This is a genomic window from Calothrix anomala FACHB-343 (assembly GCF_014696435.1).
In the GTDB taxonomy this organism is placed as follows: Bacteria; Cyanobacteriota; Cyanobacteriia; order Cyanobacteriales; family Nostocaceae; genus Aulosira; species Aulosira anomala_A.
In genome coordinates, this window is record NZ_JACJQG010000003.1 from 1 (window position 1) to 13,657 (window position 13,657).

Genomic DNA, 13,657 nt, shown 5'->3' on the forward strand with positions numbered 1-13,657 from the left:
CCTTCAACAAGTTTTTCAATGAATCTGTTAATTCCATTGACACCTATGTACATTCAAAAATCGAATCATCATTGAATTTACTACAAAAAGGGAAGGAAGAGGTTGCCGTTGGCAACCTCTTCCTTCCCCACCAGAATGATTATCATTCTTATAAGTTGTATATTTTATTCTCTGGAAGTCCCTAAGCAGCCAGGTTTTTTGGTGTTGGGTTACCCTTCGGGAAGCCGCTCCGCGTCTACGTTCCTCAACCCAACCTACGTCTCAATTAACCAGTCAAGATTTTTAAGTGTTGGGTTTTGTTCCTCAACCAAACCTACATTTGTAGCTATGCAATCATGGGAAAAACTTAGAGAAATTGATATTATGGCAACGGATAACCGTGAATATTCGTATAAGCTCCAAAATTCTAACTAAAGTTAGATTGGCAATGTTGCTAAATGTAAAGCATAATTCTTTTTTGGAGTCATCAGCCAGCACTGCACTTCCAAGCTGAAAAGTATTTTGTCATCAGAAATTTTCTAGTTTTTTTCGGTTGAAAGTTGAGTATTCAACCCTCTATTATCTGCGTGATAACACTTAAGTAAATGCAAGTAAGTATACGCAAAAAATTAAAAAAAGATTAACAACAAAAGGCTAAAACCTTTTTGCTGCTATAAATTACCAAGCAAATACATAGATACTGGTAGTGTATCAATTCAAAATATAAGGGAAGCGATCGCCCAAGAACTTTAACCGTAAATACCCGTATATTCTCCCCCCCCTCCTAGAGAAATTCCGCAATAACACGGTTACGCCATTTTGTTGTTCAGATAAAAATGGCGAATATAAAGTTAGGAGGGTAGATTGATGACAAGCCCTGTAATGACTGTAATTCGAGTCAATCTAGAGAAAGCTAAAGAGGTGGCTCGAAATTGGGAAAGAGCTTCATATACTGAACTGAGTGCTTACTGTTTGGAAATTTTGCGGGAAATTGGCTGTTCTAGTAGTGAACTACCCGTAAATTTACAGACTCGCGAGCAACAACTTAATTTCATCGCCGGTTTCGCTTCTTATGCATTTGGGGAGGTGCTAAATGTCCAGAACGCTAAATGAAGAGATCTTTAACGAACCAGAACAGGTAGAAGAAATTAGTTTACCTGTCACCGAAGAAGACTTGTTTATTTTAATGCAGAAATTTTCTGGTTATGAAATTCCTGCAAAGGTTTTCTCTCAAGCAGTGGCTATCGCTACTTACGATCGCGCATCAGCTTTCCGCTACGCTGATAATTATGTAAGTATCCTCAAGAATAAAAATAAACGTAAACATTGGCTGAAGCTAGAACCTGCACCTGATTTTCGCCTTGATAAAAGATTCGCAGATTTACATAATTAGCAGTTTTGCACTTTGCTGTTTCTCAATAGAATTGGCAACTTACCAAAAATATAAATCTGCATTGGCTAGAGAAAAATAGCGTTAAGTCTGATAAATACTTATCTTAGCCATTGCATGAAATATTCGGTCGTTAAATACTCTACTCTACAGATATTTGAGTTTTGCTGTATTTTTGAGGTCAATGAATCTGGAACAATTGGCTAGATTGTTTATTGAGATGATCTGCAATCAAAAAATAACAGCTATGTTATTTGTTTTAAGCTTTAGCCTGATGCTAAAAGTCTAGTACCTCTGTAATTTAGTCAAAGCTTTAGTCAAAACTCAAAAGCAGTTGATTTCGTTCTATATCTTATCTATCTAATTTTTGCTCAAGTTTTGAGCCTCAGAATGGCTTTCCCCAAACTATAGGAGTTTACTTACACTAGTCATATTGGGTACAGATAACAATTCTGTGTCTAAATATCTACCTCTCTAATAAAAACACGTTTTCTGGAAATAAAACTCAATATTTAAGTTTTTCCTCCCGATTCAAGTTAGAACTGTAGTAATTGTTGATGTTATGTTGCAAACTTGTCGCTTGCTTATTTCGCTTAGTTGATTTTTTGGCAGTGATAATTGCAATATCTTCATCTTCAATTACTATTTTTTTGTCAATTGTCAGTTGTCAGTCGCCAAATGAGAAAATTCCAGAATTAAATCATCTAAGTTCTTAGAGCTAAGATGAACGTCTCAGTCTGCTTCCTCTGCTGACATGGCGATAGGATATTTGTTTATTTAGAAGTTTGCTAGGGGAATTTTTGCTCGCGCACTTCTAGTGCATAATCCTGTACAGCTTTGGTAATAGTCTCCCGGAGATTAGTATAAACTTTGGCAAAAGGCGGGTGTTTTTCTGAAAGTCCCAGAACGTCAGAGGTGACTAACACTTGTCCATTACAATGGATTCCTGCGCCGATGCCAATAGTAGGAATACTGAGTTTTTGGGTAATACGGAGTGCTAATTCTGCAGGAATATGCTCAAGAACGATCGCAAATACACCCGCTTGTTCGAGAGCGATCGCTTCATTTAAAATTCTCTCAGCAGTTTCCTGCGTTTTCCCTTGTTGTCGCAAACCCAGTTGATGAACTGATTGTGGCGTTAAACCTACATGTCCCATCACAGGAATTCCCGCTTGTACCAGTCGCGCAATCGTTTCTACCATCGCCGGATAGCCGCCTTCTAATTTCACAGCTTGAGCGCCGGTTTCTTTTAACACCAACCCAGCTGAATGCATAGCTTGTTGAATACTTTCTTGATAAGTCAAGAACGGTAAATCCACCACGACTAAGGCACGTTTAACGCCACGACGCACAGATTTAGCATGGTAGAGCATTTCCTCTAAAGTAATAGGCAATGTAGTCTCATAGCCAAGAACCACAGCCATTGAGTCACCTACCAGGATTAAGTCTACCCCAGCTGCATCGAGTAATTGCGCGATCGCATAATCCCAAGCGGTCAACGCGACAATTGAACGCCCTTGTTGTTTCCATTGAATTAATTGCTGGGTGGTAACGACCATTTTCAATCCGAGTAGAGGTTAGGGGTAAGGCGCTAGGGAGGTAGAGGACTGAGGAAGGGCGACAAGGAAGACAGGGGGGACAAGGAGGAGCCACTGCGTTGCGCGGGTTCCCCGCGTTGTAGCAAGTGGCGTTGACAAGGGAGACAAGGCGGATAAGTATTTCCCAATGCCCAATGCCCAATGCCCCATGCCCAATGCCCAATCCTTACTTCACCGCACGACTAAAAGCCAGATGGGTTTTTGCACTCTCCATTTTCGGCATTAACCAAGCTAAACCTTCACTAGTGCCAATCCATAATTTATTGGCAATATCAGGAACCAAAGCAAGTACCCGACTAGAAGGAAGTCCTGCAACCTCATCTAAGACAGCGCCTGTATTTGGATTTAATCGTAACAAACCATTGTTGGTACCGATCCATACACTACCATCTTGAGCGAAACGTATTGCTGTGACATTACGTCCGCGCAGACGAGTGACAGAACGCATGACTGCACCAGTTTTCGGGTTAATAACTAGCAAATTATTTGGCATCCCCGCCCAAATTAATCCTTCTGGACTAATAGCCAAAGCTTGCACAGTTGTTCCTGGTAAATCGGCAATCCGCTTGATAATTAAAGCATTAGCAGTATTTACCCGGATCAGTCCGTCTAAAGTGCCTACCCATAATTGACCATCTGCATCTAAAGTTAAGGCGTTAGCACTAACACCAGGCAAATTTTTTAACGTAGTCATAATTAAACCTTGGTCAGGACTAATCAAGGCCAAGCCGTTATCAGTTCCCGCCCATAAATAGCCACGTTTGTCAATCAATAGCGATAAAACTCGTTTAGAAGGCAAAAATAAATTTTGGGCAGTAATTTCACTGGTGCGGGGTTCAACGCGGATTAATCCTTCATAATTTCCTACCCAGACGCGCCCTACTTTGTCTTGTGCTAAGGCACTAATGGCGACATTCGGTAGACTTACGCGAGAGACAATCTTGCCCGTTTTCGGGTCAATGCGTGACAAACCGCGCCAAGAAGCTACCCAAAGATTACCAGTCACATCTGCTAATAAGTTGCTAACGCGGTAATCTGGTTCTAGAGAATTTTCCTGTTCTTCCCTTTCATTCGGCAAAGGGTCTACTCGCGGAGGTGGCGCAACAGCTGGGTAAGAGTTAGTTGGCTTAGATGAATTAGTAACAGGTTTTGTGGGTGTTGGTGCAGGACTATCAGTTTTTTGGGCTGTCGCTGGATTGCTCAAAGCGATAATTCCCATGCTGGGTAGCATCACCATTCCTGCGAGGATAGAAGTAATCAATACATTAGTACGCTTAATCATGGTGAGATTCCCTTAAAGAGAGGGTTAATTTTCAGTGTTCCCTTCACCAAGATTTTTTAAACGCCTTCAGCAATTTTTCTGGGTGGTCAATAGTCAATAGTCAATAGTCAATAGTCAATAGTTATTTGCTTCCTTGTCCCCCTTGTCCTCCTTGTCCCCCTTGTCCCCCTTGTCTCCCTTGTCCCCCATCTCCCCTTTTAGCCCAAAGCATATATGACTATAAATGTACTTTTGTAAACCACTCTTAACAAAATGTTTAAAACTTTATGTAATAAAAAATTTAAATATATAAGTTAAAAAGTTTCAAAGTATAACTTATTGATTTCTTGATATATTGTGAGACAAGTTACAAATTACGTGGTGTGCAATTTTTGTCTTGCGCTCACCATTTCTCTAAACCCAACTCAAGCCACATAAATCTGAGTATTTCCTTGTAGAACAAGGAAAATAGACGGATATAGAGGTGAAAAGTCCCTAATGCCTAAGTTGTACTTCAGGAAAAATGGGTAAAAAATCATTTTGCGTCACAGCAAGGTTATGTGGGCTGGGAAACACATTAGAGGAATGAGAGAAAGAGATAAAAAGAATTTATATGCCTGGGAAAGAGGAACAGTAGAAGCACATAGCTGTGTGCATCGAAAAATCAAGGAAATTGGCGATTGTGTCTGAAATAGCACACCAAATATTCCGAAATCAAAACCGCTACCCTTTGCCATAGACAACCCCTAACTAAAAAAAATTTTCTTGGGCTTCCCCTTGCTTACAGGGGGAGAGCGCAGGGTGAGGGGAAATTGCACTAAGCGTGATTTGTGAAGTAATTCAGTGTGACTTCTTGGAAGGGAATTTATGTCTTACGCTCAAACGAAGACTCAGTCAAAATCTGGGTATCAAGCCGGGGTTAAAGATTACAGACTTACTTATTACACACCCGATTACACACCTAAAGATACAGATATTCTGGCAGCGTTCCGAGTCACACCCCAGCCTGGCGTTCCTTTTGAAGAAGCAGGCGCGGCGGTAGCGGCTGAGTCTTCCACTGGTACCTGGACAACAGTATGGACAGACTTGTTGACCGACCTAGATCGCTACAAAGGTCGTTGCTACGATATCGAACCCGTTCCTGGCGAAGACAATCAATTTATTGCCTACATTGCCTATCCTCTAGATTTGTTTGAAGAAGGTTCTGTTACCAACATGTTTACCTCCATCGTAGGTAACGTATTTGGTTTCAAAGCTTTGAAAGCTCTGCGTCTAGAAGACTTGCGGATTCCTGTTGCTTACCTCAAGACCTTCCAAGGCCCTCCCCACGGTATCCAAGTTGAGCGTGACAAATTAAACAAATACGGTCGTCCTTTGTTGGGTTGTACAATCAAACCCAAATTGGGTCTGTCTGCTAAAAACTACGGTCGTGCAGTATACGAGTGCTTGCGCGGTGGTTTGGACTTCACCAAAGACGACGAAAACATCAACTCTGCTCCATTCCAAAGATGGCGCGATCGCTTCTTGTTTGTTGCTGATGCTATCCACAAATCTCAAGCAGAAACAGGCGAAATCAAAGGTCACTACCTCAACGTAACCGCTCCTACCTGCGAAGAAATGTTGAAGCGTGCTGAGTATGCTAAAGAACTCGGTATGCCCATCATCATGCATGACTACCTAACCGCAGGTTTCACCGCTAACACCACATTGGCTCGTTGGTGTCGTGACAACGGTTTGTTGCTGCACATCCACCGCGCGATGCACGCTGTAATCGACCGTCAAAAGAACCACGGTATCCACTTCCGTGTATTGGCTAAAGCATTGCGGATGTCTGGTGGTGACCACATTCACACCGGTACCGTTGTTGGTAAATTAGAAGGCGATCGCGGTATTACAATGGGCTTCGTTGACCTGTTGCGCGAAAACTATGTAGAGCAAGACAGATCTCGCGGTATCTACTTCACCCAAGATTGGGCTTCTATGCCTGGTGTAATGGCAGTTGCTTCTGGTGGTATCCACATTTGGCACATGCCCGCACTAGTTGAAATCTTCGGTGATGACTCCGTACTACAATTCGGTGGTGGTACACTCGGTCACCCCTGGGGTAACGCTCCTGGTGCAACCGCTAACCGCGTGGCTTTGGAAGCTTGTATCCAAGCTCGTAACGAAGGTCGCAACTTGGCTCGTGAAGGTAACGATATCATCCGCGAAGCTGCTAAGTGGTCTCCTGAATTGGCTGCTGCTTGCGAACTGTGGAAAGAAATCAAGTTCGAGTTTGAGACTGTTGATACCGTCTGATAATCAAGTAAAAGGTAAAAAGTTAAAAGGTAAAAGAAAATTTTCAATCCTTCTTTTTACTTTTTACTTTTGACTTTTTACTTAAATTTGGGCTGGGTCAAGCATGAATTTCAAGCAAATTGCGAAGGATACAGCCAAAACTCTCCAAAGCTACCTAACTTATCAGGCGCTAAGGACTGTGCTGGCGCAGCTAGGCGAAACGAATCCACCATTGGCACTGTGGCTGCATAACTTTTCTGCCGGAAAAGTCCAAGATGGGGAAAAATACATCGAAGAACTTTTGCGAGAAAAACCAGAATTGGCATTGCGGATTATGACGGTGAGAGAACATATAGCTAGGGAAATCACCGAATTTCTCCCAGAAATGGTTCTTACTGGCATTCAGCAAGCAAATATGGAAAAGCGCCGCCAGCATCTAGAACGCATGACGCAGTTGAATTTATCTAACCCCAGTCCGGAATCAGAACAGCAAAGTTTTACCGATCCTGACTTAGATAACTTAGCTAGTTAGGATATCAATACCCACGTAATTCCAAGTCGTCACAAAATATTACCGGTTATATAAGCCATGCAAACTCTACCAAAAGAGCGCCGCTACGAAACCCTTTCTTACTTACCCCCTCTGTCTGACGCTCAAATCGAAAAGCAAGTTCAGTACATTCTGACTCAAGGTTACATTCCAGCAATCGAATTCAACGAAACTTCTGAACCTACCGAATTCTACTGGACACTGTGGAAGCTACCTTTGTTTGGTGCTAAATCCACCCGCGAAGTATTGAGCGAAGTTCAAGCTTGCCGTTCTCAGTATTCTAACAACTACATCCGTGTTGTAGGTTTCGACAACATCAAGCAGTGCCAAGTTCTCAGCTTTATCGTTCACAAACCCAGCAGATACTAAAAGCTGATTTAGCTTAAATAATTCATTAATTAAAGAGAGGTAGATAAATTTACCTCTCTTTTCTTGTTTTTTAGATATTGAGAACTCCATGCCAGATGAGTGAATCAAAAGTAATTCATAGCACATCATCACCTCGCACTCGTCAGAGTTTAGCCACAGATTTAGTCAATGCCGGCCTTAATTCAGGGATGACGGTGATAGTACATTCATCTCTTAGTTCATTAGGATGGGTTTGCGGTGGTTCAGTTGCAGTAGTTCAAGCACTGATGGATGTGATTACACCAGCCGGAAATTTGGTCATGCCTACCCATTCTGGTGATTTATCTGACCCGGCTATGTGGCAAGAACCAGCAGTTCCGCAACAGTGGTGGTCTATCATCCGTGAAACGATGCCAGCTTTTGATACTAAAGTGACTCCAACACGAGATATGGGCAAAATTGTTGAAACCTTCCGAACTTGGGAAAATGTCATCCGAAGTTCTCATCCCCAGGTTTCTTTTGCTGCTTGGGGTCAAAACGTTGAAAAAATAGTCTCAAATCACTCTCTTGACTACTCATTAGGAGAAAATTCACCATTAGCTCGTCTGTATGACTTGAATGGTTGGGTACTTTTATTGGGTGTTGGATATGAAAATTGCACTAGTTTTCATCTAGCCGAGTACCGGGTTGGTCAAGCACAGCAAGTTAAAAAGGGTGCGCCTATTTTGGAAACAGGACAACGTGTTTGGAAATGGTTCACAGATATTGATTTTGATACTAGCTGTTTTGTTGAGATAGGTGAAGCATTTGAAAAAACTGGCCAAGTCCAAATCTCAACGGTTGGTTCTGCAACAACAAAATTCTTTAATATGAAAAATGCCGTTGATTTTGCAGTTACTTGGTTGAAGGATAATCCTAGATAGATATCGCAACTGAGTAGAGGTTTTGTGACTGAAAAATCTCCATCCCAAATGAGAATTTGCTTTCTAGGCGAGTCATTCGTGAATGGTACAGGCGATCTAGAATGCCTCGGTTGGACAGGTCGAATATGTGTGAATGCCCAGAAAAAAGGTCATGAAATCACTTACTACAATTTAGGTGTGCGGCGAGAAACGAGTACAGAACTGAGAAACCGTTGGCACAGAGAAGCTACCTATCGCCTACCAAAAGAATGTGACGGGAGAGTAGTATTTTCCTTTGGGGTAAATGACACGACAATTGAAAATGGTAAAACCCGTGTTGCTGTTGAAGATTCAATTGATAATATCCACAATATTTTGAGTCAGGCTCAACAGTTATATCCGGTTTTGATGGTGAGTCCGCCTCCATGCACAGATGAGGCACAAAATCAACGAATTGCTAATTTAGTCCAAGAGTTTGGTTTAGTTTGTCAGGAATTAAATATTCCCTATCTCAACATTTTTCAATATTTACAAAAATCAACAATTTGGAGAGAAGAAGCAAGAAATTATGATGGCGCTCATCCAAGAGCTTGTGGTTATGAGGAATTTGCTCAACTTGTAGATCGTTGGGAAGCTTGGAAAAATTGGTTTATATAAGAATTGCTTATACTAGATGCAGAGAAATTTTTTTGAGGAATTCATAAATGACAGCTTCAGATATCAAAATACCACCTTTAGAAAGTGGCGATCGCCTAACTCGCCCAGAATTTGAACGTCGTTATCATACGATGTCGAATATTAAAAAAGCAGAATTAATCGAAGGAGTCGTTTACGTGGCCTCACCATTACGTTTTAAAAGTCATGGACAGCCTCATGGTAACTTGATTATCTGGTTAGGTACTTACAAAGTTTCTACTCCAGGTGTGGAGTTAGGCGATAATACAACAGTCCGCTTAGATGCAGATAATGAAGTACAACCAGATGTTGTACTGATACTTAACGAAAAACTCGGTGGACAAACCCGAATTAGTGAAGATGACTATATAGAAGGCGCACCTGAATTAATTGCAGAAGTTGCTGCTAGTAGTGCGGCTAATGATTTATATGATAAAAAACGGGTATATCGTCGCAATGGCGTTAAAGAATATATTGTTTGGCAAGTATTTGAAAATAAATTTGATTGGTTTATTTTAGAAAATGGTGAGTATGTCACATTAACACCCGATGCTGATGGGATTATTAAAAGTCGTGTATTTCCTGGTTTATGGTTGGATGTGACTGCATTATTAACTGGAGAAATGACGCAAGTTTTAGCGATATTACAGCAAGGATTGAATTCGCAAGCGCATCAACAATTTTTAGCATAATTACTCAAATATTTCGGCTTGAATATTAAAATAGATGTTGAGATTAACCTAATACCATTTTGATATGAAGATGCATATTATTAGCCTGCGGAGGCAGGCTTTGTTTATTTAGCCCCAGGCTTCTAGCCTGCGGGCGTTAATGTGCAACCTCACATAGAATTGATATAAAATTAAATATCTGAAGGTAGTATTTATGCAGCAAATTACTCTAGATGAAGCATCACAACACTTATCTGATTTGGTTGAAGCAGCCCTAAGCGGTGAAGAAATTATTATTATCAAAGATAATCAACCTGTAGTAAAGTTAACACCTGTATCACCAGTTAAACGCCGTCCTCAGTTTGGTAGTGCTAAGGGATTAATAACTATATCTGATGACTTTGACGAACCATTAGAAGATTTTAAGGAATATATGGAATGAGACAACTACTGGATACTCATACTTTTATTTGGTTTGTTATGGGTAATCCAAGAATTAGCGAGAATTGGCGATCGCAAATTGAAAACAATGATAACCTACTCAGTCTTGTCAGTCTTTGGGAAATGGCAATCAAACACAGTATTGGTAAACTCAACTTTAATATGAGTTTTCCAGAGTTTATTGAACAGTAAATAATTAACAATGGTATTGAAGTAATACCGATCGCCAGAGAAGAGATTATAGTTGTTTCCCAACTTCCTTTACATCACCGCGATCCATTTGACAGGCTGTTAATTGCACAGTCTATAGTAGAAAATATTCCTATACTGAGTGCTGATACAATTTTTGATGCCTATCCAATTCAGCGATTGTGGTAGTTAGGATTATCTTTATACCAAAAGATAAATAAAATTTGACACAAAAACACGTAGCATTATTTTAATAACTCCCAGGCAAGAACAATTTTATGGGTTACTACATTGCTCCTCGATTTTTGGATAAAATTGCTGTCCACATTACCAAAAACTTCTTAAATCTTCCTGGTATTAGAGTACCTTTGATTTTAGGGATTCATGGACGTAAAGGTGAAGGGAAAACCTTTCAATGTGAATTAGCTTTTGAAAAAATGGGTGTGGAAGTAACACTCATCTCTGGTGGTGAATTAGAAAGTCCTGATGCGGGAGATCCAGCACGTTTAATTCGCTTACGCTACCGAGAAACGTCGGAATTAAGCAAAGTGCGCGGTAAAATGTGCGTGCTGATGATTAACGATTTAGATGCAGGTGCAGGTAGATTTGATGAAGGCACTCAATATACAGTAAATACTCAGTTGGTGAATGCCACACTGATGAATATTGCGGATAATCCTACCGATGTGCAGTTACCTGGAAGCTACGATTCCACACCTTTGCGTCGCGTACCGATTATTGTCACCGGTAATGATTTTACTACCCTGTATGCACCGTTAATTCGTGACGGGCGCATGGAAAAATTTTATTGGGAACCCAGCCGTGACGATAAAGTGGGGATTGTGGGCGGAATTTTTGCACCAGATGGACTTTCGCAAAAAGAAGTAGAACAGTTAGTTGATACTTTTGCTAATCAATCGATTGATTTCTTTAGTGCATTGCGATCGCGCATTTATGACGAACAAATCCGCCAGTTTATCCATGATATAGGATTTGAGCGCATTTCTTTACGTGTTGTCAATAGTATAGAAGGGCCGCCAGCATTTAAAAAGCCAGATTTTAGCCTAGCGCATTTAATTGAATCTGGTCACTTGATGGTAGCAGAACAAAAGCGGGTAGAAAATTCCCAGTTGGTTGATGAATATAATCGCCTCAATCGCGGTAGAAGTTATCAAGCTGCGCCACCTCCCAATGTGACACCAACTAGTCAGCCGTCAAGTGATGGTGAAAAGCAAGTTGCAAAAACCAATGGTGCAAATAAGCCAGCGTCGAGTCCCCATTTAACATTAGAAACCCAAGAACAGATTCGGCAAATTTTGGCGCAAGGTTACACCATTAATATTGAACATGTTGATGAACGTCGTTTTCGGACAGGTTCTTGGCAAAGTTGTCTCAATACCCACATTGATGCACATTCCGATGCCATATCCGCTTTAGAATCATGTCTAGAGGAATATAGCGGTGAATATCTGCGTTTGGTAGGAATCGATCCAAAAGCGAAGCGGCGCGTGATAGAGACGATTATTCAGCGTCCGAATGGGAAAAATTAAAGTATAAAGGGCGGGGAAATCTCGCCCTTTGTCGATATTGATAAATTGAGGAAGTGCTTTATTGATGCGATCGCTTTTACTGTATTAGTGTAAAGACATGGGTAGAGCGTTCCCCGAAGGGGTTGCCGCAGGCATCGCCTAACTACATACTTTGAGGTTAGCTGTTTCTGGTGAGTCCTCACTAAGGTAGTTTGACTTCACAGGTAGTTAATCCCTTAGCTTTTTTCACGAATTTATCATCAAAAGTGTAAAACTCTGCATGATTTTGGCTTTGGGCTAAATGAAAAGCATCTGCAAAATCTAAGCCTAATTCATGCCAATGCAGTGCCTGAAAAACTAGGCTAGCATTACTCAGATGAACATTTGGCAAACCAAAAAGCTTTCTTAAGGCTGTGCATATTTCAGCAGGTTTAAACTTATAAGCAAACCTTAGTACCCACTCAGTTTCTAGAACAACTGTATCTGGTATAAAAATATTTTGATTTTGAAAAATTTCTAGACTCTTTCGGTACTGTAATTCGTCATCTTGGGTCAATAGACGTACAATAATATTAGTATCAACTGCCACCATGCCATGATTCCTCTACACCTTGACGGATGGCATAATTTATCTCTTCTAAAGATTTTGGTGAGCCTTCATATTTTAAGCAGCCTGCAACATCATTTAATGTGGTTTCTGTAAAAGGTTTCTTAGGTTTGAGAAGGATACCATCACCCATATTAATTGCTATTAATTCCTGTCCGATTTCCCAGCCTGAAGCTTTTAGCAATTCTTCAGGAATAATTACTTGTCCCTTACTGGATACTTTTGTTATTTCCATATATTTCGTCAATATTTGTTTGTACTGTATTTTTAATTTTAAATTTTTTATTCTTTCAGATTGCAAGATAATTACAGATGCATATTTGAAGATTCGGAAATATGTTGCCATGCTAACTTGGCTGCACCCGCCATACCCGCAGCATTACCCAATTCTGCTTGTATAATTTGTAAACCGACACGCGATGTCGGCATCACTCGTTGTTCTATTTCTGCTTTGACGGCTGGCACAAAAAACCGGAAACTTGCACTAACTCCGCCACCAATGACGATCGCTTCTGGCGTTAATACATAAATTAAACTGGTTAAGCCAATACCCAAATCTTTACCATATTCTTGCCAAAAAGTCAAGGCTTCTTGATCGGCGGCGGCGGCTAGAGCGCCCAATTCCCAAGGTTCTTTACCAGTGCGGCGACGGATAGCTGTGATCGAGGTGTATTGTTCTAAAGAACCGCGATTACCACTATTGCACATCGGCCCTTCAGGGTTAAAGCTAATTAAACCGAGTTCTCCCCCTGCGCCTTGATGTCCAATAAATAGTTTGCCATTGAGGAAGATAGCACCGCCTACGCCAGTGCCCAATGTCAGCATAATAAAATTTTGAAAACTGCGCCCAGCACCTAACCAAGCTTCGCCTAAACCGGCGCAGTTAGCATCATTACCAATAATTGTGGGTTTAGCAATTTTCGCTTCTAACCAATCGGCTAAGGGCACATCTCGCCACCCTGCTAAGTTGATGGCGATTTTAGCGATGCGTCCCTGAGCATCAGCCGGGCCGGGAGTACCGACGCCAAGAGCCACAGTTTGATTATCTGGATCGACTTGAGCGATCGCATCTACCATTACCGCCAGTACTGCCTCTGGCGTGGATGGTTGGGGAGTTGCTACTGTCAGAGATTGCAAGCAATTGCCATCTCGGTCAAATCGCCCCAGCTTAATCGCTGTTCCCCCCAAATCAATACCAATTACTTGAGAATTTACCACTTTTTAGTCTAGGGATTAGGGG

Annotated in this window: 18 protein-coding genes; 13 read left to right on the forward strand and 5 right to left on the reverse strand. The window is 41.2% G+C overall.

Going from position 1 to position 13,657, the window contains the following annotated elements:
• The 3 genes from H6G08_RS37180 to H6G08_RS01815 all read left to right on the forward strand — a co-directional run.
• The coding region (locus H6G08_RS37180) for a hypothetical protein (protein ID WP_206758292.1) at positions 1 to 185 on the forward strand (185 nt) is incomplete at its 5' end.
• A gap of 661 nt (positions 186 to 846) precedes the next feature.
• On the forward strand, positions 847 to 1,092 hold the full coding sequence (locus H6G08_RS01810; protein WP_096604706.1) for a hypothetical protein: 246 nt from the start codon (positions 847 to 849) through the stop codon (positions 1,090 to 1,092).
• Positions 1,073 to 1,372, forward strand: a complete 300-nt coding sequence (locus tag H6G08_RS01815) for a hypothetical protein (RefSeq protein WP_190538599.1) — start codon at positions 1,073 to 1,075, stop codon at positions 1,370 to 1,372. The genes H6G08_RS01810 and H6G08_RS01815 overlap by 20 nt, the downstream gene beginning before the upstream one ends.
• A 785-nt stretch (positions 1,373 to 2,157) precedes the next feature.
• Here H6G08_RS01815 and panB read toward each other — a convergent pair.
• Entirely contained in the window at positions 2,158 to 2,928 is a 771-nt protein-coding gene (panB, locus tag H6G08_RS01820; RefSeq protein ID WP_190538600.1) for a 3-methyl-2-oxobutanoate hydroxymethyltransferase, read from the reverse strand.
• 205 nt (positions 2,929 to 3,133) lie between these two features.
• Positions 3,134 to 4,249, reverse strand: a complete 1,116-nt coding sequence (locus H6G08_RS01825; protein ID WP_190538601.1) for a ligand-binding sensor domain-containing protein — start codon at positions 4,247 to 4,249, stop codon at positions 3,134 to 3,136.
• Positions 4,250 to 5,095: 846 nt separating this feature from the next.
• Between H6G08_RS01825 and H6G08_RS01830 the strand changes: the two genes are divergently transcribed.
• The 10 genes from H6G08_RS01830 (at position 5,096) to H6G08_RS01870 (ending at position 11,831) form a co-directional block, all read left to right on the forward strand.
• Complete coding sequence (locus H6G08_RS01830; protein ID WP_190538602.1) at positions 5,096 to 6,526, forward strand: form I ribulose bisphosphate carboxylase large subunit; 1,431 nt, start codon at positions 5,096 to 5,098, stop codon at positions 6,524 to 6,526.
• A 103-nt stretch (positions 6,527 to 6,629) separates the two neighbouring features.
• Complete coding sequence (gene rcbX, locus H6G08_RS01835; protein WP_190538603.1) at positions 6,630 to 7,037, forward strand: RuBisCO chaperone RbcX; 408 nt, start codon at positions 6,630 to 6,632, stop codon at positions 7,035 to 7,037.
• 57 nt (positions 7,038 to 7,094) lie between these two features.
• A complete protein-coding gene (locus H6G08_RS01840) occupies positions 7,095 to 7,424 on the forward strand; it encodes a ribulose bisphosphate carboxylase small subunit (RefSeq protein WP_190538604.1) in 330 nt (109 codons plus the stop codon).
• Positions 7,425 to 7,519: 95 nt separating this feature from the next.
• Positions 7,520 to 8,326, forward strand: coding sequence for an AAC(3) family N-acetyltransferase (locus H6G08_RS01845; RefSeq protein WP_190538605.1), 807 nt, complete (start codon positions 7,520 to 7,522; stop codon positions 8,324 to 8,326).
• 48 nt (positions 8,327 to 8,374) lie between these two features.
• Positions 8,375 to 8,962, forward strand: coding sequence for a GDSL-type esterase/lipase family protein (locus H6G08_RS01850; protein ID WP_190538757.1), 588 nt, complete (start codon positions 8,375 to 8,377; stop codon positions 8,960 to 8,962).
• Positions 8,963 to 9,009: 47 nt separating this feature from the next.
• On the forward strand, positions 9,010 to 9,672 hold the full coding sequence (locus H6G08_RS01855) for a Uma2 family endonuclease (RefSeq protein ID WP_190538606.1): 663 nt from the start codon (positions 9,010 to 9,012) through the stop codon (positions 9,670 to 9,672).
• Positions 9,673 to 9,865: 193 nt separating this feature from the next.
• Entirely contained in the window at positions 9,866 to 10,093 is a 228-nt protein-coding gene (locus H6G08_RS01860) for a type II toxin-antitoxin system Phd/YefM family antitoxin (protein WP_190538607.1), read from the forward strand.
• On the forward strand, positions 10,090 to 10,284 hold the full coding sequence (locus tag H6G08_RS38475; RefSeq protein ID WP_313940899.1) for a type II toxin-antitoxin system VapC family toxin: 195 nt from the start codon (positions 10,090 to 10,092) through the stop codon (positions 10,282 to 10,284). Before H6G08_RS01860 ends, H6G08_RS38475 begins: the two co-directional genes overlap by 4 nt.
• Positions 10,285 to 10,299: 15 nt before the next feature.
• Entirely contained in the window at positions 10,300 to 10,470 is a 171-nt protein-coding gene (locus H6G08_RS38640; RefSeq protein WP_339381700.1) for a type II toxin-antitoxin system VapC family toxin, read from the forward strand.
• A gap of 89 nt (positions 10,471 to 10,559) precedes the next feature.
• A complete protein-coding gene (locus H6G08_RS01870) occupies positions 10,560 to 11,831 on the forward strand; it encodes a RuBisCO small subunit-like domain-containing protein (protein ID WP_190538608.1) in 1,272 nt (423 codons plus the stop codon).
• 181 nt (positions 11,832 to 12,012) lie between these two features.
• Here H6G08_RS01870 and H6G08_RS01875 read toward each other — a convergent pair whose 3' ends face one another.
• From H6G08_RS01875 to H6G08_RS01885, 3 genes are all read right to left on the reverse strand, one after another.
• Entirely contained in the window at positions 12,013 to 12,402 is a 390-nt protein-coding gene (locus H6G08_RS01875; protein ID WP_190538609.1) for a type II toxin-antitoxin system VapC family toxin, read from the reverse strand.
• A complete protein-coding gene (locus H6G08_RS01880; protein ID WP_190538610.1) occupies positions 12,389 to 12,652 on the reverse strand; it encodes an AbrB/MazE/SpoVT family DNA-binding domain-containing protein in 264 nt (87 codons plus the stop codon). Before H6G08_RS01880 ends, H6G08_RS01875 begins: the two co-directional genes overlap by 14 nt.
• A 71-nt stretch (positions 12,653 to 12,723) precedes the next feature.
• On the reverse strand, positions 12,724 to 13,635 hold the full coding sequence (locus tag H6G08_RS01885) for an ROK family protein (protein ID WP_190538611.1): 912 nt from the start codon (positions 13,633 to 13,635) through the stop codon (positions 12,724 to 12,726).
• Between the last annotated feature and the right edge of the window lie 22 nt (positions 13,636 to 13,657).

What these genes read in the sequence shown, in the direction of transcription:
- H6G08_RS01830 (WP_190538602.1), top strand. Translation starts at nt 5,096, where the DNA reads ATGTCTTACGCTCAAACGAAGACTCAGTCAAAATCTGGGTATCAAGCC.
- H6G08_RS01860 (WP_190538607.1), top strand. Translation starts at nt 9,866, where the DNA reads ATGCAGCAAATTACTCTAGATGAAGCATCACAACACTTATCTGATTTG.
- H6G08_RS01840 (WP_190538604.1), top strand. Translation starts at nt 7,095, where the DNA reads ATGCAAACTCTACCAAAAGAGCGCCGCTACGAAACCCTTTCTTACTTA.
- H6G08_RS38475 (WP_313940899.1), top strand. Translation starts at nt 10,090, where the DNA reads ATGAGACAACTACTGGATACTCATACTTTTATTTGGTTTGTTATGGGT.
- H6G08_RS01875 (WP_190538609.1), bottom strand. Translation starts at nt 12,402, where the DNA reads ATGGTGGCAGTTGATACTAATATTATTGTACGTCTATTGACCCAAGAT.
- H6G08_RS01855 (WP_190538606.1), top strand. Translation starts at nt 9,010, where the DNA reads ATGACAGCTTCAGATATCAAAATACCACCTTTAGAAAGTGGCGATCGC.
- H6G08_RS01870 (WP_190538608.1), top strand. Translation starts at nt 10,560, where the DNA reads ATGGGTTACTACATTGCTCCTCGATTTTTGGATAAAATTGCTGTCCAC.
- H6G08_RS01825 (WP_190538601.1), bottom strand. Translation starts at nt 4,249, where the DNA reads ATGATTAAGCGTACTAATGTATTGATTACTTCTATCCTCGCAGGAATG.
- rcbX (WP_190538603.1), top strand. Translation starts at nt 6,630, where the DNA reads ATGAATTTCAAGCAAATTGCGAAGGATACAGCCAAAACTCTCCAAAGC.
- H6G08_RS01850 (WP_190538757.1), top strand. Translation starts at nt 8,375, where the DNA reads ATGAGAATTTGCTTTCTAGGCGAGTCATTCGTGAATGGTACAGGCGAT.
- H6G08_RS01880 (WP_190538610.1), bottom strand. Translation starts at nt 12,652, where the DNA reads ATGGAAATAACAAAAGTATCCAGTAAGGGACAAGTAATTATTCCTGAA.
- H6G08_RS01845 (WP_190538605.1), top strand. Translation starts at nt 7,520, where the DNA reads ATGAGTGAATCAAAAGTAATTCATAGCACATCATCACCTCGCACTCGT.
- H6G08_RS01815 (WP_190538599.1), top strand. Translation starts at nt 1,073, where the DNA reads ATGTCCAGAACGCTAAATGAAGAGATCTTTAACGAACCAGAACAGGTA.
- panB (WP_190538600.1), bottom strand. Translation starts at nt 2,928, where the DNA reads ATGGTCGTTACCACCCAGCAATTAATTCAATGGAAACAACAAGGGCGT.
- H6G08_RS01810 (WP_096604706.1), top strand. Translation starts at nt 847, where the DNA reads ATGACAAGCCCTGTAATGACTGTAATTCGAGTCAATCTAGAGAAAGCT.